At 73.1% G+C, this 24803-nt stretch carries 21 protein-coding genes and 1 pseudogene; 9 read left to right on the top strand and 13 right to left on the bottom strand.

What is annotated here, in order from left to right; all coding sequences use genetic code 11:
• The first annotated feature begins 183 nt into the window (after nt 1–183).
• Complete coding sequence (locus A6P39_RS09065) at nt 184–2238, top strand: phosphocholine-specific phospholipase C (RefSeq protein ID WP_067053938.1); 2055 nt, start codon at nt 184–186, stop codon at nt 2236–2238.
• Between the two features lie 66 nt (nt 2239–2304).
• On the top strand, nt 2305–3186 hold the full coding sequence (locus A6P39_RS09060) for a phospholipid scramblase-related protein (RefSeq protein WP_067053936.1): 882 nt from the start codon (nt 2305–2307) through the stop codon (nt 3184–3186).
• Nucleotides 3187–3373: 187 nt separating this feature from the next.
• On the opposite strand, the gene A6P39_RS09055 is transcribed toward A6P39_RS09060, so the two are convergent.
• Together A6P39_RS09055 and A6P39_RS09050 are read right to left on the bottom strand one after the other, a co-directional pair.
• The gene (locus A6P39_RS09055) at nt 3374–4321 is read right to left on the bottom strand and encodes a hypothetical protein (protein WP_067053935.1); all 948 of its coding nucleotides are present in this window, start codon (nt 4319–4321) and stop codon (nt 3374–3376) included.
• Complete coding sequence (locus A6P39_RS09050) at nt 4318–5127, bottom strand: phosphatase PAP2 family protein (RefSeq protein ID WP_067053933.1); 810 nt, start codon at nt 5125–5127, stop codon at nt 4318–4320. The genes A6P39_RS09055 and A6P39_RS09050 overlap by 4 nt, the downstream gene beginning before the upstream one ends.
• A 258-nt stretch (nt 5128–5385) precedes the next feature.
• Between A6P39_RS09050 and A6P39_RS09045 the strand changes: the two genes are divergently transcribed.
• Complete coding sequence (locus A6P39_RS09045; RefSeq protein ID WP_067054034.1) at nt 5386–6000, top strand: TetR/AcrR family transcriptional regulator; 615 nt, start codon at nt 5386–5388, stop codon at nt 5998–6000.
• A gap of 173 nt (nt 6001–6173) precedes the next feature.
• Here the strand turns inward: A6P39_RS09045 and A6P39_RS09040 are convergent.
• Nucleotides 6174–7306 (bottom strand): annotated as a pseudogene (locus A6P39_RS09040) (DUF2510 domain-containing protein).
• A gap of 317 nt (nt 7307–7623) precedes the next feature.
• Here A6P39_RS09040 and A6P39_RS09035 point away from each other — a divergent pair.
• On the top strand, nt 7624–10308 hold the full coding sequence (locus A6P39_RS09035; protein ID WP_275883834.1) for an ATP-binding protein: 2685 nt from the start codon (nt 7624–7626) through the stop codon (nt 10306–10308).
• 245 nt (nt 10309–10553) lie between these two features.
• Here A6P39_RS09035 and pcaDC read toward each other — a convergent pair whose 3' ends face one another.
• Genes pcaDC through A6P39_RS09005 form a run of 6 tightly spaced genes read right to left on the bottom strand, consistent with a single transcriptional unit; the run spans nt 10554 to nt 15862 of the window.
• Nucleotides 10554–11687 (bottom strand): bifunctional 3-oxoadipate enol-lactonase/4-carboxymuconolactone decarboxylase PcaDC, encoded by a 1134-nt coding sequence (gene pcaDC, locus A6P39_RS09030; protein ID WP_067053927.1) that lies wholly within the window; start codon nt 11685–11687, stop codon nt 10554–10556.
• Nucleotides 11684–13024 carry a 3-carboxy-cis,cis-muconate cycloisomerase gene (gene pcaB / locus A6P39_RS09025; RefSeq protein ID WP_067053925.1) on the bottom strand — a complete coding sequence of 447 codons (1341 nt, stop codon included), beginning with the start codon at nt 13022–13024 and terminating at the stop codon, nt 11684–11686. The genes pcaDC and pcaB overlap by 4 nt, the downstream gene beginning before the upstream one ends.
• Nucleotides 13021–13623 carry a protocatechuate 3,4-dioxygenase subunit alpha gene (gene pcaG, locus A6P39_RS09020; protein ID WP_067053918.1) on the bottom strand — a complete coding sequence of 201 codons (603 nt, stop codon included), beginning with the start codon at nt 13621–13623 and terminating at the stop codon, nt 13021–13023. The genes pcaB and pcaG overlap by 4 nt, the downstream gene beginning before the upstream one ends.
• Before the next feature lie 5 nt (nt 13624–13628).
• Nucleotides 13629–14402, bottom strand: a complete 774-nt coding sequence (gene pcaH, locus A6P39_RS09015; RefSeq protein ID WP_067053917.1) for a protocatechuate 3,4-dioxygenase subunit beta — start codon at nt 14400–14402, stop codon at nt 13629–13631.
• A 60-nt stretch (nt 14403–14462) separates the two neighbouring features.
• Nucleotides 14463–15107: a CoA transferase subunit B gene (locus A6P39_RS09010; RefSeq protein ID WP_067053916.1), complete on the bottom strand. Its 645-nt coding sequence runs from the start codon at nt 15105–15107 to the stop codon at nt 14463–14465.
• Entirely contained in the window at nt 15107–15862 is a 756-nt protein-coding gene (locus A6P39_RS09005; protein WP_067053914.1) for a CoA transferase subunit A, read from the bottom strand. The genes A6P39_RS09010 and A6P39_RS09005 overlap by 1 nt, the downstream gene beginning before the upstream one ends.
• A gap of 180 nt (nt 15863–16042) precedes the next feature.
• On the opposite strand from A6P39_RS09005, the gene A6P39_RS09000 reads away from it, so the two are divergent.
• Nucleotides 16043–16507 (top strand): MarR family winged helix-turn-helix transcriptional regulator, encoded by a 465-nt coding sequence (locus A6P39_RS09000; RefSeq protein WP_067053913.1) that lies wholly within the window; start codon nt 16043–16045, stop codon nt 16505–16507.
• Between the two features lie 38 nt (nt 16508–16545).
• On the opposite strand, the gene A6P39_RS08995 is transcribed toward A6P39_RS09000, so the two are convergent.
• Nucleotides 16546–17595: a DUF3048 domain-containing protein gene (locus tag A6P39_RS08995; protein WP_234379181.1), complete on the bottom strand. Its 1050-nt coding sequence runs from the start codon at nt 17593–17595 to the stop codon at nt 16546–16548.
• A 277-nt stretch (nt 17596–17872) separates the two neighbouring features.
• Nucleotides 17873–18934, bottom strand: coding sequence for an ATP-dependent DNA ligase (locus A6P39_RS08990; protein ID WP_067053912.1), 1062 nt, complete (start codon nt 18932–18934; stop codon nt 17873–17875).
• Between the two features lie 94 nt (nt 18935–19028).
• Between A6P39_RS08990 and ligD the strand changes: the two genes are divergently transcribed.
• From ligD to A6P39_RS08975, 3 genes are all read left to right on the top strand, one after another.
• The gene (gene ligD, locus A6P39_RS08985) at nt 19029–20048 is read left to right on the top strand and encodes a non-homologous end-joining DNA ligase (protein WP_199840984.1); all 1020 of its coding nucleotides are present in this window, start codon (nt 19029–19031) and stop codon (nt 20046–20048) included.
• 115 nt (nt 20049–20163) lie between these two features.
• Entirely contained in the window at nt 20164–21099 is a 936-nt protein-coding gene (locus A6P39_RS08980; protein ID WP_067053909.1) for an ornithine cyclodeaminase family protein, read from the top strand.
• Nucleotides 21100–21302: 203 nt separating this feature from the next.
• Nucleotides 21303–22403 (top strand): LacI family DNA-binding transcriptional regulator, encoded by a 1101-nt coding sequence (locus A6P39_RS08975; RefSeq protein WP_067053907.1) that lies wholly within the window; start codon nt 21303–21305, stop codon nt 22401–22403.
• Between the two features lie 35 nt (nt 22404–22438).
• Here A6P39_RS08975 and A6P39_RS08970 read toward each other — a convergent pair whose 3' ends face one another.
• Nucleotides 22439–23227 carry a VOC family protein gene (locus A6P39_RS08970; RefSeq protein ID WP_067053905.1) on the bottom strand — a complete coding sequence of 263 codons (789 nt, stop codon included), beginning with the start codon at nt 23225–23227 and terminating at the stop codon, nt 22439–22441.
• Nucleotides 23228–23499: 272 nt separating this feature from the next.
• On the opposite strand from A6P39_RS08970, the gene A6P39_RS08965 reads away from it, so the two are divergent.
• Nucleotides 23500–23745, top strand: a complete 246-nt coding sequence (locus tag A6P39_RS08965) for a WhiB family transcriptional regulator (RefSeq protein WP_067053903.1) — start codon at nt 23500–23502, stop codon at nt 23743–23745.
• A 6-nt stretch (nt 23746–23751) separates the two neighbouring features.
• Here the strand turns inward: A6P39_RS08965 and A6P39_RS08960 are convergent, their stop codons facing one another.
• A complete protein-coding gene (locus tag A6P39_RS08960; RefSeq protein ID WP_067053901.1) occupies nt 23752–24726 on the bottom strand; it encodes an acyl-ACP desaturase in 975 nt (324 codons plus the stop codon).
• Nucleotides 24727–24803: the final 77 nt, after the last annotated feature.

Raw genomic sequence — 24803 nt, 5'->3', positions numbered from 1 at the left:
TCGCACCCGCCGGTCACGGCTCCTGCTGTCCGTGGCCGGCGCGGCACCGCGCGGACCGACGACTTTCACACGGGCGCCATCAGACCCTTCCCTGACGTTTGCTGCTCTTGGAACACTCGCTCCGCGCAGATTCCGTCATATGGGCGGCATCACGTACGTCAGGACGAGAGGATCCGAACACCCATGCCCGAAGTCAACCGGCGCCGCTTCCTCCAACTCGCAGGCGCGACAACGGCGTTCACGGCGCTGTCCAGCAGCATCCAGCGGGCGGCCGCGCTGCCCGCCCACCACCGCACCGGGACCGTCCAGGACGTCGAGCACATCGTCGTGCTCATGCAGGAGAACCGTTCCTTCGACCACTACTTCGGTTCGATGCGCGGTGTCCGGGGCTTCGGCGACCCCCGTTCCGTCACGCAGAACGGCACGTCCGTCTGGAAGCAGTCCGACGGCACGAAGGACATCCTGCCCTTCCGCCCCGACGCCGACGACCTGGGCCTCGCCTTCATCCAGGACCTGCCGCACGGCTGGAACGACACCCACGCGGCCTTCAACGGGGGCAAGTACGACAAGTGGGTGCCGGCCAAGGGCACCACGACCATGGCGCACCTGACCCGCGAGGACATCCCGTTCCACTACGCGCTCGCCGACGCCTTCACCCTCTGCGACGCCTACCACTGCTCGTTCATGGGCTCGACCGACCCGAACCGCTACTACATGTGGACGGGTTACGTCGGCAACGACGGCCAGGGCGGCGGCCCGGTCCTCGGCAACGACGAGAAGGGCTACGGCTGGACGACGTACCCCGAGCGCCTGGAGAAGGCCGGGGTCTCCTGGAAGATCTACCAGGACATAGGCGACGGCCTCGACGCGAACGGCTCCTGGGGCTGGATACCGGACGCCTACCGCGGCAACTACGGCGACAACGCGCTCCTCTACTTCGACCAGTACCGCAATGCGAAGCCCGGCGACCCGCTGTACGACAAGGCCCGCACCGGCACCGACGCCAAGAAGGGCGAGGGCTTCTTCGACCGGCTGAAGGCCGACGTCAAGGCCGGCACGCTGCCGCAGGTGTCCTGGATCGTGGCCCCCGAGGCCTTCACCGAGCACCCCAACTGGCCCGCCAACTACGGCGCCTGGTACGTCTCGCAGGTCCTGGACGCGCTCACCTCCAACCCCGAGGTGTGGGGCCGGACCGCGCTGTTCATCACCTACGACGAGAACGACGGCTTCTTCGACCACGTCGTCCCGCCGTTCCCGCCGGCCTCCGCCGCACAGGGCAAGTCGACCGTGGACGCCTCCCTCGACCTGTTCAAGGGCGACGCCGGGCATGTCGCCGGTGCCTACGGGCTCGGGCAGCGCGTGCCGATGCTCGTCGTCTCGCCGTGGAGCAAGGGCGGTTACGTCTGCTCCGAGACGCTCGACCACACCTCGATCATCCGGTTCATCGAGCGCCGCTTCGGGGTGCACGAGCCGAACATCTCGCCCTGGCGCCGCGTCGTCACCGGAGATCTGACCAGCGCGTTCGACTTCTCCCACAAGGACACCAAGCCGGTCGCGCTGCCGTCCACGACCGCCTACGAGCCGCCGGACCACAACCGCCACCCCGACTATGTGCCGAAGCCCCCGGCGAACCCGTCCCTGCCCAGGCAGGAGCGCGGCCACCGGCCCACCCGCCCGCTGAAGTACGCCCCGGTGGTGGACGGTTCCGTGGATGCGGCCACCGGCAGGCTCACGCTCACGTTCGCCTCGGGGGCGCACGCGGGCGCGGCCTTCCTCGTCACCTCCGGCAACCGCGCCGACGGCCCCTGGACCTACACCACCGAGGCGGGCAAGACCCTCTCGGACACCTGGAACCCGGTCTACTCCGGCGGCAGCCACGACCTCACCGTGCACGGCCCCAACGGGTTCCTGCGCGCCTTCAAGGGCAAGGGCAAGGGCGGGACGGCCGGCCTCGAGGTGACCGCGCGGCCCGCCGGTGACGGCCTGGAACTCACCTTCACCAACAAGGGCTCCGGCACGGTGAAGCTGAAGGTGGCGAGCGGCTACGGCGGCCACCCGGCCACCGTGACCGTACGGCCCGGCGCGAGAGTCAGGCACACCGTCGACCTCACGGCGAGCAGGCGCTGGTACGACGTGACCGTGACCTGCGACGCCGACCCGGCCTTCCTGCGCGGCTTCGCCGGCCACGTCGAGAACGGCCGTCCCGGCGTCAGCGACCCGGCGATCGTCACGGCGTGAACGGGCGATGAACACCGCTCCGTGCGGACTGGTCAGGTACCGGTCAGATGAGGGTAGTGTGCCCCGATGACCACGCAATCCAACACTCCTGCAGGCTGGTACCCCGATCCGCACGGAGCGCCCCAGACGCTGCGCTACTGGGACGGTACGCAGTGGACTCAGCACACCAACCCGGCGCAGGCACCGGTCGGCCAGGCCCCGCAGCAGCAGGCGCCCGCCCAGCAGTTCGGCGCTGCGCAGCAGACACCCGGCCAGCAGTACGGCGTCCCGCCGCAGCAGTCCGCCGATCCCAAGGTGCAGCGGCAGGTGCAGCAGCAGGCCGGCGTCCAGGCGGCCGGTCCCGGCGGCGGCACCCTGTTCACCGAGCCCGTTCTGGTCGTGAACCAGAAGGCCAAGCTGATCGAGGTGACCAACGAGTACAAGGTCATGGATCAGCACGGCCGTGAGATCGGTGCGGTGACCGAGGTGGGGCAGGGCGCGCTGAAGAAGATCCTGCGCTTCGTCTCCAGCCTCGACCAGTTCATGACCCACAAACTGGAGATCCGCGACGCCTACGGCCAGCCCCAGCTGGTGCTGACCCGGCCCGCGAAGTTCTTCAAGTCCCGGGTGATCGTGACCCGCCCGGACGGTTCGCCGGTCGGTGAGATCGTCCAGCAGAACATGATCGGGAAGATCGGCTTCGCGATGAACGCGGACGGCCGGCAGGTCGGCGCGATCAAGGCGGAGAACTGGCGGGCCTGGAACTTCGCGATCGTCGACCACGCGGACAACGAGGTCGCCCGGATCACCAAGACCTGGGAAGGCCTTGCCAAGACACTCTTCACGACCGCGGACAACTACGTCCTGCAGATCCACTACCAGCTGCCCGAGCCGCTGCTGAGCCTCGTGGTGTCGACGGCCCTGACCGTCGACACCGCCCTCAAGCAGGACTCGCGGGGCTGGAACTGAGCCTGCCCCGACGGGGGAGGACGGGCACGGGGACACCACAAGTACGGAAACGTACGAGAGACGAAGTACGGGACGTACGGGACAAGTACGGGACGTACGAGAGAAGCAGTACAGGACGTACGAGAGAGGTACGGCGACGGCGGCCGGCGCGCGCGGATGACGCGCGCTCCGGCCGCCGTCGTGCCGTTCAGAGCGCGGTGAGGTGGCCCGGCTGTTCCGGCCGGCGCGGCACCAGCGCCGGTTCGGTGGCCGCCGTCTGCGGTTCCAGGGCCAGCACCCGGGCCACGGGGTGGTCCTCGTCGGTGTGCACCGGCACCGGCGTGCCCCGGGTGAGCAGGACCACGCCCCGGGAGGCGAGGGCGGCGCCGGTGAGCGCGAGCAGCACGCCGGCGGGGCCGCCCTGGAGGCCCTGGCCGAGCAGGGTGAGGCCGATCACGGCGGCGGCCACGGGGTTGGCGAGGGTGACCACGGCCAGCGGGGCGCCGAGGCCGCCGCGGTAGGCGGTCTGGGACAGCAGCAGCCCGCCGACGGCGAACGCGGCGACCAGGACCGCGACCACGATCACCTCGGTGCCGAGCACCGGGCCGGAGCGTTCGGTGGCCGCGACGGTCACCGTCTGGGTGAGCGCGGAGGCGACACCGGAGGCGAAGCCGGACGCCGTCGCGTGCCTGAGGCCCGGGCGGGCGCCGGGCCAGGACAGCATGCCGATCGCGGCGGCGGTCGTACCGGCGACCGCCAGCGCCTCGGTCAGCGACAGCACCCGCTCGGGCGCCGGACCGGAGGCGGTCACGAGCAGCGCGGCGAGCCCCAGCAGCGTGAGCGCCGTACCGCGCCACTCCGCCACGCTGACCCGGCGCCCGGCCGCCCGCGCCCCGAGCGGCACCGCAGCGACGAGGGTGAGCGCTCCCAGCGGCTGGACGAGGGTCAGCGGGCCGTACTTGAGTGCGACGACGTGCAGCAGCGCGGCGGCCGCGTTGAGACCGACCGCGGACCACCAGGCACCCGTGCCCAGCAGCCGCAGCACACCGGTGCCGGCGCTGCGGGAGGCGAGGCGTTCCTGGGCGACCGCGGCGAGGGCGTAGGCGATGGCCGAGACGAGGGAGAGGGCCACGGAGACCAGGGCGGCGGCGCTCATCGGCCCGCTCCCACCAGTACGGGGGTGTCCGGGGTGAGCCGGTCGCGGGCCGTGCCGCGTCCGGCCGGGCCGGCCGTGCGCCGCGGCGGGCGGATCACGGCGAGGGCGATGCCGAGCATGAGGGTCGCGACGATCGCGTCGAGCCAGTAGTGGTTGGCCGTGCCCACGATCACCAGCAGGGTGATCAGCGGGTGCAGCAGCCACAGCGGGCGCCACCGGGAGCGGGTGGCCACGATCAGGCCGACCGCCACCATCAGCGCCCAGCCGAAGTGCAGCGACGGCATCGCCGCGAACTGGTTGGACAGATGGTCGCTGGCCGGCGGGCCGTACACGGACGGGCCGAAGATTCTCGCGGTGTCCACCAGGCCGGTCCCGGTCAGCATCCGGGGCGGGGCCAGCGGGAAGGTGAAGGGCAGCACCAGGGCCGCCGTGGTGACGGCCGCGAGGACCCGGCGGGCCCAGACGTAGTGCGCCGGCCGCTTGACGTAGAGCCAGACCAGGAAGGCCAGCGTCGCCGGGAAGTGGACGGTGGCGTAGTAGGTGTTCGCGATGCGGACGAGGGTGTCGCCGTGCAGCAGTGCGGACTGCACGCCGTTCTCGTGGGGGAGGTGCAGTGCCCGCTCCAGGTCCCACACGCGGTCGGCGTTGTGGACGGCGCCCGCGGTGTGCCGCGTGGCCAGCTGCCGGCCGAGCTTGTAGACGAGGAAGAGCCCGGCGACCAGCAGCAGCTCACGTATCAGTGCCGGACGCGCGGTCGCGTCCGGCGGCTCCGTTTCTGCCTCTGCAGGCTCGGTTCGGGCAGTCATCCCCCGGCCCCTTCACTGACGGTGGTGCGTGTGGTGGTGCGAACGGGTCCCGGCACCGGACCGGAACGCATCGATACGTTTCCGTACCGATACGCCAGTGTACCGATACGCTCGAGTACCGGTACACTGGCGTATCGATTGATGTGCGCCACACTGGAGGCAGAGTGAGCGCCTCCGGTTGAGCCGGGCTCGAGCCGGACTGAAGTGGTGGGGCCGCACATCGAGGACCCGTCGGACACGAGTGAGGGGAAGCACCGCATGACGTCGCAGGCCGCGGACGGACCGGAGACCGTCGTCGCCTCGAGCCGCTCCAAGATCACGCCGGAGCGTGAGCGGGAGTTCTTCGACGCCGTGCTGGAGCAGATCCGCGAGTGCGGTTACGAGTCCGTCACCATGGAGGGCGTCGCCGCCAGCACCCGGTGCAGCAAGTCCACGCTCTACCGGCAGTGGAAGACCAAGCCCCAGTTCGTCGCGGCGGCGCTGCGCGCCAGCCGCCGGGTGCGCTTCGCCGGCATCGACACCGGATCCCTCGCCGAGGACCTGCGCCAGGCCGCGCGGGCCGCGGGGGACTGGTCGGGCAAGGACACCAGACTGCTCCAGGCGCTGGGACACGCGTGGACGGCCGACGAGGAACTGGCCCAGGCGCTGCGCGAGGCCCTGGTGGACCCGGAGATCGCCGCGCTGCAGCAGATGCTCGCCCGGGGCGTGGCCAGGGGCGAGGTCCCGGCCGGCCATCCGGCGCTGGAGTACGTCCCGGCGATGATGTTCGGCGTCCTGCGGGTGCGGCCCGTGCTCAGCGGCCAGTACGCCGACGCCGACTATCTCGCCCGGTTCGTGGAGGCCATCGTGCTGCCCGCGCTCGGGCTGACGTAGAAGACCCAGGCCGCCGTTCACGGGATGACTGAACGGCGGCCTGCCCGCGCCGCACCGTGGGGACGGGGGCGGCGCGCACCCCCCGGCCGGGTGGGGCTCCTCTTGAGCGGAGGGGGCCCCACCCGGCCGCTGCACGTCCCGGTCCCGGGCGTCCGCCGCGGCGCGGGCGCGGCTCAGACGTCCTGGCCGCTGCCGCTGCCGGAGGAGACCTTGATCCCCTTGAGGATCTCGTCGATGACGGACAGGTTCTGGCCGGCGTCCACACCGAAGCGGACCACCACGATCTGCCGGGCGTCGTTCGGGGAGGGGAAGGCGACCGACTCGACGTAGCCGTCGGAGCCCTTGCTGGTCACCGCCTTCCAGCGCACCATGTAGCCCTTCTGCCCGGCGACCGTCACCGCCTGGGAGGCCAGCTGCTGGTGCGAGGTGATGCTGCCGTAGGTGGTGCCGCCGTAGGACTGCTTGGCGTTGGCCGCGATGTCCGCCTTGGCGACCTCCTCGGCCGTCGTGCCCTTCAGGCCCAGGGTCACCGCCGGCGCGGTGTAGGCGCCGCCCGCGGTGCAGGTCTGGCCGGAATTGCCCGGGCACTTGTAGGAGTCGTCCGAGGTCACCTGCGCGCCGACGCTGATCGCCTGCCCCGTCCAGCCCTTCGGCACCGGCAGGCTGATCCCGTTGACCGGGTCCGGCACCGTGCCGCCGCCCTGCACCTTGGGCGCGTCGGACTGCCCCGGCGACGGCGAACCGCCCCCGGAACCGCCGGAGCCGCCCGGCCCTCCCGAGCCCCCGGAGCCGTCCGGGCCGCCGGACTCGCCCGAGCCGCCGCCGGACCCGCCGGACGGCCCGCCCTGCCCGCCGCCCTGCCCGCCCGGCGCCCCTGGCCCGAGGCGCGGTCGCTGCCGCCGCCGTCGCCGTCGCCCTTGGTCAGGGCGTAGACGCCGACACCGATGCTCCCCAGTACCGCCGCCGCCACCGCGACGGCTATGCCCGTACGCAGCCCGCGCCGGGGCCCGGCCGGCGGCTCGGGGGGATACGGCGGATACGCCGCGTACCTGGGCTGGGCGCCGTACCCGGCGGGAGCCGGGGCCGCCGGCTGCGCGCCGTACCCGGCCGGCGGCAAGGGCGCCGGGGGTGCCGGCTGCGGGGCCGTGTCCGGCGGCGGCTGCGTCGGGGGACCCCACGCGGCGGCCGTCCCGGCGGGGCGGGTCTGGTCCGTCCAGGCCTTGCCGTCCCACCAGCGCTCGGTGGGCGGACCGTCGTTCGTCTGCCCGGGGTCGGGGTACCACCCGGGGGGAGTCACCTGCGTCATGCCCCCACCGTATGAGGCGACCCTGAAAGTGTGATGAGAGGATCTGCCGCGAAAGGAACGGACCGGAATATTTCGCTTCCGATTTCTCCCGTCCTTCTTCCCCGGCACCGGCTCCGATTTCTCCGGCACCGGCTCCGAGCGGCACTGTTGACGCACCGTCGGCTGCTGACCGGCGGTTCGGGCCCGGTCCGCGTCGCCCGGCCGCACCCACTTTCACCCGGCGGGGCAACAGCTGCCCCGAGCGCCCACCACGGGCTCCACCGGACGGCTACGCTCGTGCTCTGTACGTCATTCGGGCGACCTGGGGAGGTAACGGGATGACGGAGGGACGGCCCCCGACGGCCGCCTCGGCTTCCCTGTGGGAGCGGGACGCGGAGATCACCGCCGTCGCAGAGGCACTCGACGTCCTGTGCGCCGACCGGTCGTCCGCGGGCAGCCTGCTGCTCTTCCGCGGCGTGGCGGGGCTGGGCAAGACCGCGCTGCTCGCCGAGACCCGCCGCGTCGCCGAGCGCCGCAACTGCACCGTGTGGTCCGCGCGCGGCGCGGAGACCCTGAAGTCCGTCCCGTTCAACGTGGTACGGCAGCTGCTCCAGCCCGCCCTGCTCTCCTTACTGCCGGAGGAGGCCCGCGAGTACCTCGGCGACTGGTACGACATCGCCGCTCCCGCCCTTGGTATAGCCGACCCGCAGGAGGGCAGCGCCGACCCGCAGTACGTGTGCGACGGCCTCGTCGCCGCGGTCCGCCGGCTCGCCCGCCGCGAATGGCCCCTCGTGCTGCTGATCGACGACGCGCACTGGGCCGACCAGGAGACCCTGCGCTGGCTCGCCGCGTTCGCCGAGCGGCTGGACGACGTGTCCGTCCTGGTCGTCGTCGCCCGCCGCCCCGGCGAGGTCGGCGGGGACAGCGCCCGCCACCTCGACGCGGTGGCCGCCGCCGCGGGCAGCCCCGTCAAGAACCTCAGCGCCTTCACCCCGGACGCCTGCGCCGGACTCACCCGCGCCACCCTCGGCCGGCACGCCGACGACGCCTTCTGCCGCGAGGTGTGGGCCGTCACCGGCGGCAACCCCTACGACACCGTCGAACTCCTCGCCAAGGTGCAGGACAGCGAGCTGCAGCCGGTCGAGGCCCGCGCCGGGGAACTGCGCGCCCTCAACCGCTCCGCCCGCGGCGGCGGACTGGTCGACCGGCTCAAGGGACTGGGCCTGGAGGCCACCCGGTTCGCCTGGGCCGCCGCCATCCTCGGCACCTCCATCACCGTCGACATGGTCGCCCGCCTCGCCACCATGAGCGACGACATCGCCCGGCACTGCGCCGAACTCCTCTGCAACGCCCGCATCCTCACCACGCCCGCCCCCGTCGCCGGCGTCGAACGCGAAGAGGGCGAGCTGGAGTTCGTCCACCCGCTGATCGCCACCGCCGTCTACAACTCCATCCCGCCCGCCGTGTGCACCGCCATGCACGGCGTCGCCGCCCAGATCATCACCGAACTGGGCCGCGGCGCCGCCGAGGCCGCCCGGCACCTGCTCAAGGTGCACCCGGACGACGACGAGGAACTCGTCTCCCAGCTGCGCGAGGCGGCCCGGGACCACCTCGCCGTCGGCGCGCCCGACGCCGCCCGCCGCTGCCTGGAGCGGGCCCTCCAGGAGCCGCCGCGCCCCGAGGTCCACGCGCACGTCCTGTACGAACTGGGCTGCGCCACCTTGCTGACCGCGCCCGCCGTCACCATCGACCACCTCCAGTACGCGCTCGGCATGCCCGGCCTCGAGGGCGGCCGGCGGGTCGACGGCGTGGTCCGCCTCTCCCAGGCGCTGCTCCACAACGACCAGCTCGAGGAGGCCGTCCGCACCGTCGAGGCCGAGGCCGCCCGGCACGAACCGGGCCCCGCCAGAATGCGGCTGCAGGCCGTGCAGTTCATGTGGGAGGGCATCCACGGCGAGACCGTCTCCCCGGCCCGCTCCCGGCGCCTGGCCGAACTCGCGAGCACCTGCACCGGCCGCGACAACTCCGAGCGCGCCCTGCTCATCCTGCGCGGCTTCGACGCCATGACCCACGGCGAGAGCGCCGCAGAGGTCCTCGAACTGTGCGACCGCGCCCTCGTCAACGGCCGCCTGGCACCCGGTCTCGGCTGGACCGACCAGGAGTGGGGCATCGAACTGCTGATGAGGCTCGGCAGCGCGTACGCCTACGCCGACCGGCTCGACCGGGCCGAGAGCCTGTTCGCCGAGGCACTGCGCGCCTACACCACCGCCGGCTGGCGCGGCGGCCATCTCTCCCTCGCCAACGCCTTCCTCGGCCTCGCCTACCGCAGGCAGGGCCGGCTGCGCGACGCCGAGTCCACCCTGCGCGAGGCGCTCGTCCTCGCCGAACGCGTCGGCCGCGGGCTGCCGTTGTACTGGTCGGCCACCTGCGGACTCGTCGACACCCTGCTGGCCCGCGGCCGTGTCCAGGAGGCCCGGACCATCGCCGACCAGTACGGCTTCGCACCGCCCTACCCGTCCACCATCGTGCTGCCCGACATCCGCTCCGTACGCGGCCGGCTGCTGCTCGCCATCGGCCGCACCGAGGACGGCATCAACGAACTGGAAGCCGCCGAGAAGACCGCCGTCTCCCGAGGCGGCCACAACCCCGTCCTCGCGCCCTGGTCGATCGACCTCGCCAAGGCCCTTGCCGTGCACGACCCCGCCCGCGCCGCCCGGCTCGCCACGGACGCCCGCCGCCAGGCCGAGCGCTTCGGCACGGACACCGCGATCGGCGAGGCCCTGCGCTGCGCCGCCGCCCTGGAGACCGGAGCCCGCGCGGTCCAGCTCGCCGCCCAGGCCGTCACCTACCTGGAGGCCTCACCCTGCCAGTACGAACACGCGGCGGCCCGCGTCGAGTACGGCATCGCCGCCCGCTCCGTCGCGGAACTCAACCGGGGGCTGGACCTCGCCCGGTCCTGCGGAGCAGAGGGACTGGTGGCCCGGGCGAGGGAGGTGCTGGAGACGGGGCGGGGGTTGCGGTAGGCGGTCGACCGCATATCGCATACGGTCGACGCCACGCCGTACGCGGTCGGCGCCATACGGTTGACCGCAGGCCGTATACGGTCGGCGCCCTACGGTTGATGGCACGCCGTATGCGGTCGGCATCATGCGATCGACGCCATACTGCATACAGTCGTCGGTCTCACGCCGTGAGCAACTGCTCCGTCACCGCAGTCAGCCGCTTGCGTACCTGCGGGTCGTACGGGGTCACCCTCGGCCCCGCGTCCTCAGTCCGTGCCCTCCTCCTCGGCGGCCTCGGCGAGGACCCGCTGGGCCGTCGCGAACGCCGAGTTGGCGGCCGGCACCCCGCAGTAGACGGCGCTCTGGAGCAGCACCGCGCCGATCTCCTGCGGCGTCAGCCCGTTGCGGCGCGCCGCCCGGATGTGCATGGCCAGTTCGTCGTGGTGGCCGTGCGCGACCAGCGCGGTGAGGGTGATCATGCTGCGCTCGCGGCGGGACAGCGTCGGGTCGGTCCAGATCTCACCCCAGGCATAGCGGGAGATGAAGTCCTGGAAGCGGGCGGTGAACGGGGTCTGCCGCTCCTGCGCCCGGTCCACGTGCGCGTCGCCCAGCACCTGGCGGCGCACCGCCATCCCGCTCGCCGGCGCTCCGCCGAGCTGGGTGCGCAGCGCGGCCAGGACGGCCTTCGGGCACTGCGCGGGCGCCAGGTGCGAGGCCCCGGGCAACTCCACCAGCGTCGAGCCGGGCACCGCGTCGGCGATCTCCCGCAGATGCGCGGGCGGCGTCGCCGGATCCTGCCGGCCCGCCACGAGCAGGGTCGGTACGGCGATCTCGCCGAGCCGGTCGCGCAGATCGAACGCGGCGAGCGCGTCGCAGCAGGCGGCGTACGCCTGCGGGTCGGCCTCCCGGTGGTCCTGGACCAGCACGGGCACGGTGAACCCGGGGGTGAACCAGCGTGCGTCGGCGCTCTCCACCAGCCACTGAAGGCCCTCGCGCCGCACCCTTTGCGCCCGCTCCCGCCAGGCCGCGCCGTCCCCGAAGCGGGCGGAGGAGCACAGGACCGCCAGTGAGGTCAGCCGGTCGGGGTGGTGCACGGCCAGGTGCAGGCCGACGGCGCCGCCGAGGGAGACGCCCGCGTAGCCGAACCGGTCGATGCCGAGCGCGTCGGCGAGGTCCAGCACCAGCGCGGCGAGGTCGCCGACGCTCGCGCCGGGCCCGATCAGGTCCGCCGCCGAGCCGCCGTGCCCGGGCAGGTCCCAGCGCACCACCCGGTGCGTGACGGACAGTTCGGGCGCGACGGCGTCCCACAGGGCGTAGGAGGTGCCCAGCGACGGCCCGAGCAGCAGCGGGGCGGCCGAAGCCGGGCCTTGTGCGAGGTGATTGAGCAGTGGTGCGGTCAACGTCGCTCCAGGGCACGGTCGGTGAGGGCACCGGCGACACCGGTGTAGTGCGTGGGATCGGTGAGGTCGGCCAGGTCCGGCATCTGCGATCCCCTCAACTCCTGCTGCTCTGCGAGGAGTTCGGCGAGCGTGCGGTCCTCGCTGTGGGCGCGGCGGGCGAGTTCGGTGAGCAGTTCCACCGCCCGGGCGCGGCCGAGCAGCGGGGCGAGTGCGGCGGACAGCCGTTCGGAGACGATCAGTCCCCGGGTGAGGTCGAGATTGCGGCGCATCGCCGTGCTGTTCACGTGCAGGCCCTCGGCGAGTCCGGCCGCGTCCCGGGCCGCGCCGCCGGCCAGCCGGACGAGGTCGCGCAGCGGTTCCCACTCGGCGTGCCAGGCCCCGGCCGGCCGCTCGTCCCCGGCGGCGAGAGCCCCGTACAGCGTGGCCGCGAGCTGCGGGGCGCGGCGGGCGGCGGCCGCGAGCAGCGTGGCGCGCACGGGGTTGGCCTTGTGCGGCATGGCGGACGAAGTGCCGCCGCTGCCCTCGGCCACCTCGCCGATCTCCGTACGCGACAGCGTCAGCACGTCCTCGGCCGGTTTGCCGAGGGCGCACACCGTGAAGGCCAGCGCGCCGGCCAGATCGGCCACGGGCGTGCGCAGCGTGTGCCAGGGCAACGGCGGTGCGGCCAGGCCCAGTTCACGGGCGTACGCCTCGGTCAGCGCGGTCGCGTCCCGGGCGCCGTACGCCTGGAAGGCCGCCAGCGTCCCGGCCGCGCCGCCCAGTTGGACCGGCAGGGTCCGCCGTACCCGGGTGAGGCGGTCGCGGGAGTCCAGGACCAGCGAGCGCCAGCCGGCCGCCTTCAGGCCGAACGTCGTCGGCACCGCGTGCTGGGTGAGCGTGCGCCCCGGCATCGCCGTGTCCCGGTGCTCGGCGGCCAGCCGGGCCAGCGCGCGCTCGGTGCGCGCCAGGTCGGCCAGGATCAGCTCCAGGGTGCGGACGGCTACCAGCATGGCGGCGGTGTCCAGGATGTCCTGGCTGGTGGCGCCGCGGTGGACGTACGGGCCGTACCGCTCGCCCACGGCGGCGGTGAGGTCGGCGACGAGAGGGATGACCGGGTTGCCGCCGGCCCGGGCCCGCCCGGCGAGGGAGCGGACGTCGAAACGGGCGGGGTCGGCGGCTGCGGCGGTCACCGCGTCGGCGGCCGCGGCGGGGGCGAGGCCCAGCGCGGCCTGGGCGCGGGTCAGGGCTGCCTCGGCGTCGAGCAGGGCGCGCAGGAAGGCGGCGTCGCCGGTGGCGTCCGCGGCCGGGGAAGCGGCCCACCCGGGGGCGAGCAGGCCGGTGTCGGTCTCGGCTGTCACCGGTACTCCAGGAAGACCGTCTCGCCCTCGCCCTGAAGGCGGATGTCGAAACGGTAGGTGCCGGCGCCCTCGTCGGCGGCGATCAGCGTGTCGCGCCGGTCGCCCACCTGCGCGAGGAGCGGGTCGGCGGCCAGCGCGGCCTCGTCGCCGGGCAGGTATGCCCGGGTGTACAGGTGCACGAGCAGGCCGCGCGCGAAGACGCAGACGCTGAGGTACGGCGCGTTGCTCCCCCGGACTCCGGGCCGCAGCGTACGGGCGTACCAGTGGCCGTCGGCGTCCGTCTGGATCCGGCCCCAGCCGGTGAACTCCACGCCGTTGCGGCCAAGATACCCGCCGGTGGCGGGGTCCCGGCGGATGGAGCCGTCGACCTGCGCCACCGTGCCGTCGGGCCGCGGACCCCACAGCTCCACGAGGGCGTCGGGCAGCGGCCGGCCGGCGCCGTCGAGGACGTACCCGTGCACGGTGATCGTGTCCGGGTGGCCGAGCGGCGCGATCTCCTCGCCGCCGCGGAAGGGCAGCGCGTAGCCGTAGAACGGGCCGACCGTGTGGGACGGGGTGGGCAGCACACGCTCCGGGCTGCTCGTGTCAATCTTGGTCATGGCGGTCAGCGCCCTTCTTCGGTCCAGGTGGCGGCCGGGCCGTCGAGCACGATGTCCCAGTGGTAGCCGAGCGAGAACTCCGGCACCGACAGGCCGTGGTCGTACGTGGCGACCAGCCGCTGCCGGGCCGCGTCGTCCGTCACCGACTGAAGGATCGGGTCGTACGGGAACAGCGGGTCGCCCGGGAAGTACATCTGTGTCACCAGCCGCTGCGTGAACGCCGAGCCGAACACCGAGAAGTGGATGTGGGCCGGGCGCCAGGCGCCCACGTGGTTGCGCCACGGGTACGGGCCGGGCTGGATGGTGGTGAAGTGGTAGCGGCCCTCGGCGTCGGTGAGGGTGCGGCCGACGCCGGTGAAGTTCGCGTCGAGCGGGGCGTCGTGCTGTTCGCGCCGATGGGCGTAGCGGCCCGCCGAGTTGGCCTGCCAGATCTCGATCAGCTGGCCGCGCACCGGGCGTCCGGCGCGGTCCAGCAGCCGCCCGGAGACGGTGATCCGCTCGCCGATCGGCTCCCCGGTGTGCTGCCGGGTGAGGTCGTTGTCGATCCCGGTGATGTCCCGCTCCCCGAAGGCGGGGGAGTGCAGCTCCACCAGCTCCGGGTCCTTGCTGGTGTCGATGGCGACCAGGGGCCGCCGCGGGTGGCGCAGCACCGAGGAGCGGTAGGGCGCGTAGTCGCGGCGGGGATGGTGCTCGACGGGGGCGCCGCCGGCGACGCGCTTGTCGTACGCGGCGCGCTCGGCGGCGATCTCCTGGTCGATGTCCTGCTGGGTGAGAGCCATGGGGATACCTGGTGCTTCCTTACCGTTCGAGCGGACGGACGTCGGCGATGTGAACCGTGTTCACAGCAGGTTCTCCGCGATGGTCAGTTCGGCGTCGGTCCGGGCGGCGACCTCGTCCACACCGACGCCGGGCGCGGTCTCCACGAGCGTCAGCCCTTCGTCGGTGACGTCCAGTACCGCCAGATCCGTGATGACCCGGTTCACACACGCCTTGCCCGTGAGCGGCAGCGTGCACTCCTTGAGGATCTTCGAGGTGCCGTCCTTCGCGGTGTGTGTCATCACCACGATCACCTGCCGGGCGCCGTGTACCAGGTCCATCGCGCCGCCGATCCCGGTGACCAGCTTGCCGGGCACCGCCCAGTTGGCCAGGTCGCCGCCGGCGGACACCTGCATCGCACCGAGCACGGCCACGTCGATGTGCCCGCCGCGGATCATCGCGAAGGACAGCGCCGAGTCGAAGAAGGAAGCGCCGGGCAGGGTGGTGACGGTCTCCTTGCCGGCGTTGATCAGATCCGGGTCGACCTGGTCGTCCGCCGGATACGGGCCGGTGCCCAGGATCCCGTTCTCCGACTCCAGGACCACCTCGACACCCGGCGGCAGGTGGTTCGGGATCAGCGTCGGCAGGCCGATGCCGAGATTGACGTACTGGCCGTCGCGCAGCTCGCGTGCCGCGCGGGCGGCCATCTCCTCGCGCATCCAGGCCATCAGCTGCTCACCGTCCGCCGTTCGATCCGCTTGTCCGCCGCCTGCCGAGGGGTCAGGGCGAGGACCCGCTGGACGAAGATGCCCGGCAGGTGCACCGCGTCCGGGTCGATCTCGCCGGGCTCGACCAGCTCCTCCACCTCGGCGATCGCGACCTTGCCGGCCATGGCGGCCAGCGGGTTGAAGTTCCGGGCCGACCTGTTGAAGACCAGGTTCCCGTGCCGGTCCCCCTTCGCGGCCCTGACCAGCGCGAAGTCGGTGCGGATGGCGCGCTCCAGGACGTAGTGGACACCGTCGAACTCCCGGACCTCCTTCGCCGGGGAGGCCACAGCGACGCCGCCCGCGCCGTCGTAGCGCCAGGGCAGCCCGCCCTCGGCGACCTGGGTGCCGACGCCCGCCGGGGTGTAGAAGGCGGGGATGCCGGCGCCGCCCGCGCGCAGTCGCTCGGCCAGGGTGCCCTGCGGGATCAGCTCCAGCTCCAGCTCTCCGCCGAGGTACTGGCGGGCGAACTCCTTGTTGCCGCCGATGTAGGAGCCGGTCACCCGGGCGATCCGGCCCGCGGCCAGCAGCACCGCCAGTCCGGTCTCCATCGCCCCGCAGTTGTTCGACACCACGCTCAGCGCGCCGACCCCCCTCTCGTAGAGCGCCTGGATCAGCACGTTCGGGACTCCGCTCAGCCCGAACCCGCCGACCGCGAGGGACGCGCCGTCCGGCACATCGGCCACCGCCTCCTGGGCCGTGGCGACCACCTTGTCCATCCGTGAAGCCCCATCTCTTCGCCATTAATCAGCGCACTGAGTATTTCGCGAGGTGCCTCACACGCTGCCACCGGAGACGATGGCCGTCAAGGTGCTGGCTGCCTGCGTCTTTCGTGACAGACAGATCGTCTGGTCGGCGGTATTGTTCAGTGCACCAACGAAACGATCAGGGGAGTGCTCATGGCCGCGGTGGATCTCACCACCCATCCCGGGCATCTGGCCCGGCGGCTCCAGCAGGCGCACTACCTGCTGTGGAACACGATGGTCTCCGAGGAGATCACCTCGCCGCAGTTCGCGGTCATGAACGCGCTCGTCGCCGAGCCGGGTCTCGACCAGCGGACCGTCGGGGAGCGGGTGGGCCTGGACCGGTCGACCATCGCCGAGGTGATCAGCCGGCTCGGCCGCCGCGGGCTGCTGACCAAGGTGCGCGACCCCAGGGACGGCCGGCGCTTCCTGCTCCGCCTGACCGATGACGGCCTGCGCACCCACCGCAAGCTGACCGTACGCACCGCCCGGATGAACCAGGTGTTCCTCGCACCGCTCTCGCCCGGCGAACAGACCGTCTTCTTCGACCTGATCCGCCGGGTCGCGGACGCGGCGGAGGGGTTGCGCAACCCGGCCGAGCCGGTGGCCGCGCAGGGCTGAGCAAGGACTCACGGCAGCTCACGGCGGTTCGCGCCGGTTCAGGGCGCCGGGGTGAACACCACCCACACCGGACCGGCGGCGAAGTTCATCCGGCTGCCGTCCGCCGCCTTGAACGTCGTCCCGCCCGTCGCGGCCGGCCGGGACCAGGAGGCGGCGAAGGACCGTCCGTCGCGCAGCACCTCCGCCTCCCCCGAGCCCACCGTCTCGGTGTACGGCGTGCGGTTGCCGAGCCGGTCGTGGAAGCGGGAGGCGCGGATCCTGACGTACTGCACGACGACCGTCGCCGGCACCAGAGGTGTCCCGCCGGCCGACACGGCGGGCGTGCCGTCCATCGCGACCAGCCACCCGCCGCGCGCGGCGGACCAGGTGAAGGTGAAGCGGGCGGCCGGGTAGCGGACCGTGCGCGAGAGAGTGGGGATGCCGCCGGACGACGGAGCCGGGCCGTAGCCGAAGCCCGTCGTCAGAGCCGCCCCGCCCGGGGCCGCGGACAGCAGCCGGGCGGGCCGGAGATACAGGTTGTGCGGGGCGGGCCTGCCGGTGGCCCGGTAATAGGCGCGGGGTGCCCGGTCGGGGGACTGCACCCGCAGCGGCGCCCTGCCGATCAGCGGCAGCAGCTTGTGCTGGGCACCGGAGAAGGCGAGGGCCGGCCGGCCGAACTGGCGCAGCAGTTCCAGATCGGACTCGCGGGCGCTGCGCACCGGCCCGACGGCCGCCGGCAGCCTGGTCGCGTACACCGCCATCAGCCGGCTCAGGCCGCCCTCCACCTGCTCCGCGTACACCACGTCCGCCGCCTCCAGGCCGGTCTGCGGGCGGGCCGCGGGCGCGTTGTCGATCTTCACGGCGAGCGGTGACCCGGCCGCCGTCACCGCGGGTGCCGATGACGGTGCCGCCGGCGCGGGCCGTGCGGGTGCCGGGGTGTGCTGCGGGGAGCGGTCGTCGTCCCGGCCGTGCCGTGTGCAGCCCGCCGTGAGGGAGACAGCCAGCGAGGCGGCCGCCACGGCCGCCGTCAGTGCCGCGCGCCGCGAGCGCGCTCCGCATCTCATGCCCACCGGTGCCATCCCGTCCGTGTTGTCGGATTGTGTGCTCATCGGGTCGACGCTGGCCCTACCCGATCGCCCACGGTCATGCGCGCCCGGTGGGCCGAACGGGCGCAGGGTGTGACCCGGGCGGGGGTGGAGCAGCGCCCCGAAGGGGTACGGGGCCGTGTCGGACATCGGACATGCGGCTCTGCCGCGGGGCGCGGCCGCCCGCGGCGCTGCTCCGGCCGCCAGGCCGCCCGGCGGCACGGCGCGCCACGCCGGAAGGCGCCGGAAGACGCCGGAAGGCGCCGGAAGGCGTCGGAGAGGTCCGATCCCGGTGCAGCGTCTAGCCGAGGATCTCCGAGAGGTCGTACCGCACCGGCTCCTCCAGCTGGGCGTAGGTGCAGCTCTGCGGTGTGCGGTCCGGGCGCCAGCGGCGGAAGCGGGCGGTGTGCCGGAAGCGCTGTCCGTTCTCCATGTGGTCGTAGGCCACCTCGGCGACCCGCTCCGGCCTCAGCGGTACCCAGGACAGGTCCTTCTTGCCGGACCAGCGGCTCGGCGCGCCCGGCAGCCGGGCCGTCTCATGGGCGGACTCGTCCGACCAGGCCGCCCACGGGTGCCCGGTCACGTCGTCCATGCGCAGCGGCTGGAGTTCCTCGACCAGGTCGGCCCGCTTCTTCATGGCGAAGGCGGCCGAGACGCCCACGTGCTGGAGCCTGCCGTGGTCGTCGTACAGCCCCAGCAGCAGCGAGCCGACCACCGGGCCGCTCTTGTGGAAGCGGTACCCGGCCACGACGACGTCCGCCGTCCGCTCGTGCTTGATCTTGAACATGGCCCGCTGGTCCGGCAGATAGTGCAGGGTGAGCGGCTTGGCCACGACCCCGTCAAGGCCGGCGCCCTCGTACTGCTCGAACCACCGCCGGGCCACCTCGAGGTCCGTGGTCGCCGGTGCCAGGTGCACCGGCGGGGCCGACCCGGCCAGTGCCCGGTCCAGCAGGGCGCGCCGGTCGGTCAGCGGCACGTCGAGCAGCGACTGGTCCTCCAGCGCGAGCAGGTCGAAGGCGACGAAGGAGGCCGGGGTCCGCTCGGCCAGTATCCGCACCCGGGAGTCCGCCGGGTGGATGCGCTCGGTCAGCGCGTCGAAGTCCAGCCGCCCGCCCCGCGCGATGACGATCTCCCCGTCGAGCACGCACCTTTTGGGCACCTGCTCCCGCAGCGCGGCGACAAGCTCGGGGAAGTACCTGGTCAGCGGCTTTCCGGTACGGCTGCCCAGCTCGATGTCGGACCCGTCACGGAACACGATCGCCCGGAACCCGTCCCACTTCGCCTCGTAGTGCATCCCCGGCGGGATCGTCGCCACCGACTTGGCGAGCATGGGTTTCACGGGCGGCATCACCGGCAGATCCATGCGTCCGATTCTGCTCGCACACGACCGTGAACGCCTGCTGTCACCCGATTCCGCCCGGTGTGCGAGGTGCGTGGGGTGCGCCTACCGTGGCCGCATGAGTGCTGCGGTGGAACTGGAGGTGGCGGGCCGGACCGTACGGCTGTCCAGCCCGGACAAGGTCTTCTTCCCCGAGCGCGGCTTCACCAAGCTGGACCTCGCCCAGTACTACGCCTGCGTCGGTCCCGGCATCCTGCGCGCCCTGCGCAACCGGCCCACCACCCTGGAGCGATACCCGGACGGCGTCGGCGGCGAGTGGTTCTTCCAGAAGCGGGCCCCCAAGAACATGCCCGACTGGATCCCGACCGCCCACATCACCTTTCCCAGCGGCCGCAGCGCCGACGAGATGTGCCCCACCGAGGAGGCCGCCGTCGTGTGGGCCGCCCAGTACGGCACCCTCACCTTCCACCCCTGGCCGGTGCGCGCCACCGATGTCGACCGCCCCGACGAACTCCGCATCGACCTCGACCCGCAGCCCGGCACCGACTTCGACGACGCCGTCCGCGCCGCCCATGAACTGCGCGCCGTCCTCGATGAGTTCGGCGGGCTGCGCGGCTGGCCGAAGACCTCCGGCGGCCGCGGTCTGCACGTCTTCGTGCCCATCGAACCGCGCTGGACCTTCACCCAGGTGCGGCGCGCCGCGATCGCGGTCGGCCGGGAGATGGAACGCCGGATGCCCGACCAGGTGACGATCAAGTGGTGGAAGGAGGAACGGGGCCGCCGTATCTTCCTCGACTACAACCAGACCGCCCGCGACCGCACCATCGCCTCCGCCTACTCGGTACGGCCCCGCCCGAGTGCCCCCGTCTCCGCGCCGCTGCGCTGGGAGGAGGTCGACGCGGCCCGCCCCCGCGATTTCGACCTCGCCACCATGCCGGCCCGCTTCGCCGAACTCGGCGACGTGCACGCCGACATGGACGACCACGCCTACTGCCTGGACGCGCTCCTGGAGCTGGCCCGCCGCGACGAACACGACCACGGCCTGGGCGATCTGCCGTACCCGCCGGAGTACCCGAAGATGCCCGGCGAACCGAAGCGGGTCCAGCCGAGCCGGGCCCGGCCCGAGAAGACCTCCTGAGCGCGGCGACGCCCCGCCGCCGGCCGTGCGCCTTGCGCCCGGACCCGCCGGGCTGATGGACGCCGGCACGAAACGCGCACTGACAATGCCCCCCGCGGCAGGCGATCATGCCGGGATGACCCGCGTTCTGACCCGAAGCGACCTGGAGGCCCTGCTGGAGCCGGCGGCCTGCCTCACGGCCCTGCGTGACGGCTTCCGCACGGCCGGCACCGTGGCCGTACCCGGCCGCCGGGTCCGCACCGACCTGCCGTTCCCCGGCACCGCCACCGCGCTCGTGCCCGGCCTGCTGCCCGGCATCGACGCGTACACGGTGAAGGTGAACGCCAAGTTCCCCGGCGCCCGGCCCGCCCTGCGCGGGGTGATCTGCCTGCACAGCGGCACGGACGGAGAACTGCTCGCGCTGCTGGACTCGGCCACCCTCACCGCCTGGCGGACGGGACTGGCCGCGGCCCTCGGCACCGCGCTGCTGGCCCCGGCGCACGACGTCCTCGGCGTGATCGGAGCGGGCGCCCAGGCCGAGCTGACGCTGCGCGGCCTGACGGGCGAGCACCGGCCACGGCGCCTGGTCGTCCATGACACGGACACCGGGCGCGCCGCCGCGTTCGCGGCCCGGCACGGCGGCCGCGTGCTGGCCTCCGCCCGGGCGGTGGCCGAGGCGGCCGGCACCGTCCTGCTCGCCACCTGGTCCCGGGCGCCGCTGCTCGCCCTCGCCGACACCCGTCCCGGCCAGCACTTCACCAGCCTCGGCGCCGACGAGCCCGGCAAGCGGGAACTCGCCCCCGACCTGCTGGACGCGGCACTGCTCGTCGTCGACGACGAGGAACTCGCCGCCCGCATGGGCGCGTTGGCGGCCCCTGGGCTCACCCGGACCGCCGCCGACGCCACCCTCACCGACGTGCTGCGCGGCACCCGCCCCGGGCGCACCTCGCCGGGTGAGCGCACGGTGTACGCCCCCGTCGGGCTGCCCTGGCAGGACCTCGCGCTGACCTGGCTCGCCTGGCGGGAGGCGGAGCGCCGGGGCGTGGGGGCGGTGATCGACCTGCTGGGCTGAGCCACGGGTTCACGCGCCGGGCGGGCAGGCGGGTCCGGGCGCATCCCGTGCCCGTGTTGCGCCGTGACCGGGTCGCACCGGCCACCGGCCGGGGCCCGGCGGCGATGCCTGGCAACCGGCCCTGGCCGAGCCGTTGTCGTGGCACCGACGCCGTCGCCACCTCGTGGTTATCCTGGCCGCCAGCCGCCGATGAGGAGTCCGAAGTGACCGAGGCAGTGTCGCGTCCGACGCTGGAGGCCGTGGCCGCGCGCGCCGGTGTGTCGAGGGCCACCGTGTCCCGGGTGGTCAACGGCGGCGACGGGGTGCGCGAGCCGCTGGCCGAGCGGGTCCGGCAGGCCGTGGCGGAGCTGGGCTACGTTCCCAACCAGGCGGCGCGCAGCCTGGTGACCCGGCGGCACGATGCCGTCGCGGTCGTCGTCGCCGAGCCCGAGACCCGGGTGTTCGCGGACCCCTTCTTCGCCCTCCAGCTGCGCGGCATCAGCAAGGAACTGACCGCCCACGACAACCAGTTGGTGCTGCTGCTCACCGAGGGCCGCGACGATCACGCGCGCGTGGCCCGCTACCTCGCCGGCGGACACGTCGACGGCGCCCTCGTCTTCTCCCTGCACCTGGACGACCCGCTGCCCGGCCTCATCCATGACGCCGGCGTGCCCACCGTGTTCGGCGGGCGGCCCGGCTGGGGCGGCGACACCCGGGCCCCCGGCCCCGGGCGCCCCGGCCGGGCGGGCGTGAACCCGGGCGTGGTGTACGTCGACTGCGACAACCGGGGCGGGGCCCGCACGGCCGTACGCCATCTCGTGGACTTGGGCCGCCGGCGTGTCGCACACATCACCGGTGCCCTGGACCAGACCTCGGCCGTGGACCGCCTCGACGGATACCGGGACGTCATGGGCGACGTGCCCGGCGGGAGCGATCCCCGGCTGGTCGTGGAGAGCGACTTCACCCCGGGCGGCGGCGAACGCGCGATGCGCACGCTGCTGGACCGCTGCCCCGACGTGGACGCCGTGTTCGCCGCCAACGACCTCACCGCGCTCGGTGCTCTGCGCGTGCTGCGCGCGAGCGGCCGACGGGTGCCCGAGGACGTGGCCGTGATCGGCTTCGACGACATGCTGCCCGTCGCCATGGAGGCCGACCCGCCGCTGACGACGGTCCGTCAGGACATCGAGGAGATGGGCCGCCTGATGGCCCGCCTGCTGCTGCGCGGCCTGTCCGGGGGCCGCGACCGCGCCGGAACCACGGCGGACACGCCGTCCGACGGCGCCGTGATCCTGCCGACGACACTGATCCGCCGCGCCTCCGCCTGACCGGGGCAGAGCCCGCGTCGGCCCCTCGGCCCCGCTCAGCCCTGCTGCGAGGCGCTGCGGATCACCGCGAAACGCGCACCGTAGGGGTCGGTGAGCTGGGCCATGCGGCCGACACCCGCCATCGTCGTCGCCGGCATCCGGACCGCTCCGCCGAGTTGCCGCGTCTTCGCGACCACGGCGTCGGTGTCCTCGACCTCGAAGTACGGCAGCCAGTACGGGCGGCCCTGCGCCGCGTCGCCGTCGGTCAGGGGCATGATCCCGCCGAACATCGAGTCCTCACCGGCACCGGCGGGGTTGACGCAGGTGTACGTCCCGCCCGGGAAGGCCGTCGAGGAGGTCTCCAGGCCGAGCACCTTGTGGTAGAAGGCGGCGCCCGCGGCGACGTCCCGTGTGTACAGCTCCACCCAGCACAGCGAGCCCGGCTCGCCCGCCACCTCCACGCCCACGGTGCGTCCGGGCTGCCAGACCCCGAACGGCACGCCCGCCTGGTCGGCGAGGACCGCCATGTGCCCCTGGCCCATCACGTCCATGGGCTTGACCAGCACCTTGCCGTGGGCCGCTTCAGCTGCCCGGGCCGTGGCCCCGGCGTCCGCGCTCTGGAAGTACACCGTCCAGGCCGGCGGAGCCTGCTGAGCGTCTGCCTGCATACCGCCCGCGACGGTCCTGCCGCCCAGCTGGAAGAAGCCGTAGCCGCCGGCGTCCGGTCCCGCCGACCGGAACTCCCAGCCGAACAGAGCGCCGTAGAAGGAGCCGGCGCCGTCGATGTCCGGCGTGGTGACATCGAGCCAGTTCGGGGCGCCGTCGACGAACCGGGTGGTGAGCATCTTCGCCCTCCTCGAAAGGGGTCCCGTCCTCTGCACTGCCGAGTCTGGCACCCCCCACCGACAATCGCCGCCACAACGGCATGGCTCGCCGCAGCGGCCCTCGGCCTCACCCCGGGTGGCCGCAGACGTTCTCCGGGTTTTCGTACGAGCCCCGCGCGCCGCCGTGCGCGCGGGGCGACCGGGGGAGCATCATCGGGGCGGCCGGAGGTCCGGGCGGCGGCGTTGATCCCGCGTTGATCGAACGTTTTTCGCCGCGCGGCACGATCCATGGCATGCACTTCGACACGATCACCCCGGCCGACGACACCTGGCAGGCGCAGGCCCTGTGCGCCCAGACGGGGCCGGACTTCTTCTTCCCCGAGCCCGGCAGCTCGGTGCGCGAGGCGAAGCGCATCTGCGCCATGTGCGAGCTGCGCCCCGCCTGCCTGGACTACGCCCTGGCCAACGACGAGCGCTTCGGCGTCTGGGGCGGGCTCTCCGAGAAGGAGCGCCTCGCCCTGCGCCGCACCTCCGACTGAAACCGGTCAGGCGCCCAGGCGCGCCGCCATCCGGGCCTTGCGCGCGGCCAGCTTCTCGTCGAACTTCGTGGCCTCGTCGTTCAGCCCGCCCATGAACAGGCCGAGTTCCTCCTGCGCCTGGCGGCCCTCGGGGCCGAGGCCGTCGATCTCCATGACCTTCAGGAAGCGCAGCACGGGCTGCAGCACGTCGTCGTGGTGGATGCGCAGGTTGTAGACCTCACCGATGGCCATCTGCGCGGCGGCCCGCTCGAAGCCGGGGATGCCGTGGCCGGGCATCCGGAAGTTCACCACGACGTCCCGGACCGCCTGCATCGTCAGGTCGGGCGCGAGTTCGAAGGCGGACTTCAGCAGGTTGCGGTAGAAGATCATGTGCAGGTTCTCGTCGGTCGCGATGCGGGCCAGCATGCGGTCGCAGACCGGGTCACCGGACTGGTGGCCGGTGTTGCGGTGCGAGATCCGGGTGGCCAGCTCCTGGAAGGCGACGTAGGCGATCGAGTGCAGCATCGAGTGCGCGTTGTCGGACTGGAAGCCCTCGCTCATGTGCGACATGCGGAACTGCTCCAGCTTGTCCGGGTCCACCGCGCGCGAGGTGAGCAGGTAGTCGCGCATCACGATGCCGTGCCGGCCCTCCTCGGCCGTCCAGCGGTGCACCCAGGTGCCCCAGGCGCCCTCGCGCCCGAAGAGCGTCGCGATCTCGTGGTGGTAGCTCGGCAGGTTGTCCTCGGTGAGCAGGTTGACCACGAGGGCGGTCCGGCCGACCTCGGTCACCTTGGACTGGTTCTTGTCCCAGGCCTCGCCGTCCTCGAACAGGCCGGGGAAGTTGCGGCCGTCGCTCCACGGCACGTACTCGTGCGGCATCCAGTCCTTGGCGACCTTCAGATGCCGGTTCAGCTCCTTCTCCACCACTTCCTCCAGCGCGTACAGCAGCCGCGCGTCGGTCCAGGCGGACGGGCTGCCGAGGTGAGGGGAGGTGATCGTCACGGGAACTCCAGGGGGACGCCGAACAAGGGGAGAGGGAAGAGGGCGGTCCGGCGAGCGGGGCCGGGAAACCTACGAGA

It is taken from the genome of Streptomyces sp. FXJ1.172, from assembly GCF_001636945.3.
In the GTDB taxonomy this organism is placed as follows: Bacteria; Actinomycetota; Actinomycetes; order Streptomycetales; family Streptomycetaceae; genus Streptomyces.
This window is presented reverse-complemented; position numbering and strand designations above follow the sequence as displayed.

Bases quoted from the DNA above. Each gene is read 5' to 3' on its own strand.
- A6P39_RS09065 (WP_067053938.1), top strand. From the start codon at position 184: ATGCCCGAAGTCAACCGGCGCCGCTTCCTCCAACTCGCAGGCGCGACA.
- A6P39_RS09000 (WP_067053913.1), top strand. From the start codon at position 16,043: ATGGCCGCGGTGGATCTCACCACCCATCCCGGGCATCTGGCCCGGCGG.
- A6P39_RS09005 (WP_067053914.1), bottom strand. From the start codon at position 15,862: ATGGACAAGGTGGTCGCCACGGCCCAGGAGGCGGTGGCCGATGTGCCG.
- A6P39_RS09055 (WP_067053935.1), bottom strand. From the start codon at position 4,321: ATGAGCGCCGCCGCCCTGGTCTCCGTGGCCCTCTCCCTCGTCTCGGCC.
- pcaH (WP_067053917.1), bottom strand. From the start codon at position 14,402: ATGGCTCTCACCCAGCAGGACATCGACCAGGAGATCGCCGCCGAGCGC.
- A6P39_RS09010 (WP_067053916.1), bottom strand. From the start codon at position 15,107: ATGGCCTGGATGCGCGAGGAGATGGCCGCCCGCGCGGCACGCGAGCTG.
- pcaG (WP_067053918.1), bottom strand. From the start codon at position 13,623: ATGACCAAGATTGACACGAGCAGCCCGGAGCGTGTGCTGCCCACCCCG.
- A6P39_RS09035 (WP_275883834.1), top strand. From the start codon at position 7,624: ATGACGGAGGGACGGCCCCCGACGGCCGCCTCGGCTTCCCTGTGGGAG.
- A6P39_RS08980 (WP_067053909.1), top strand. From the start codon at position 20,164: ATGACCCGCGTTCTGACCCGAAGCGACCTGGAGGCCCTGCTGGAGCCG.
- A6P39_RS09050 (WP_067053933.1), bottom strand. From the start codon at position 5,127: ATGACTGCCCGAACCGAGCCTGCAGAGGCAGAAACGGAGCCGCCGGAC.
- A6P39_RS08965 (WP_067053903.1), top strand. From the start codon at position 23,500: ATGCACTTCGACACGATCACCCCGGCCGACGACACCTGGCAGGCGCAG.
- A6P39_RS08990 (WP_067053912.1), bottom strand. From the start codon at position 18,934: ATGGATCTGCCGGTGATGCCGCCCGTGAAACCCATGCTCGCCAAGTCG.
- A6P39_RS08970 (WP_067053905.1), bottom strand. From the start codon at position 23,227: ATGCTCACCACCCGGTTCGTCGACGGCGCCCCGAACTGGCTCGATGTC.
- A6P39_RS09045 (WP_067054034.1), top strand. From the start codon at position 5,386: ATGACGTCGCAGGCCGCGGACGGACCGGAGACCGTCGTCGCCTCGAGC.
- ligD (WP_199840984.1), top strand. From the start codon at position 19,029: ATGAGTGCTGCGGTGGAACTGGAGGTGGCGGGCCGGACCGTACGGCTG.
- A6P39_RS09060 (WP_067053936.1), top strand. From the start codon at position 2,305: ATGACCACGCAATCCAACACTCCTGCAGGCTGGTACCCCGATCCGCAC.
- A6P39_RS08995 (WP_234379181.1), bottom strand. From the start codon at position 17,595: ATGAGCACACAATCCGACAACACGGACGGGATGGCACCGGTGGGCATG.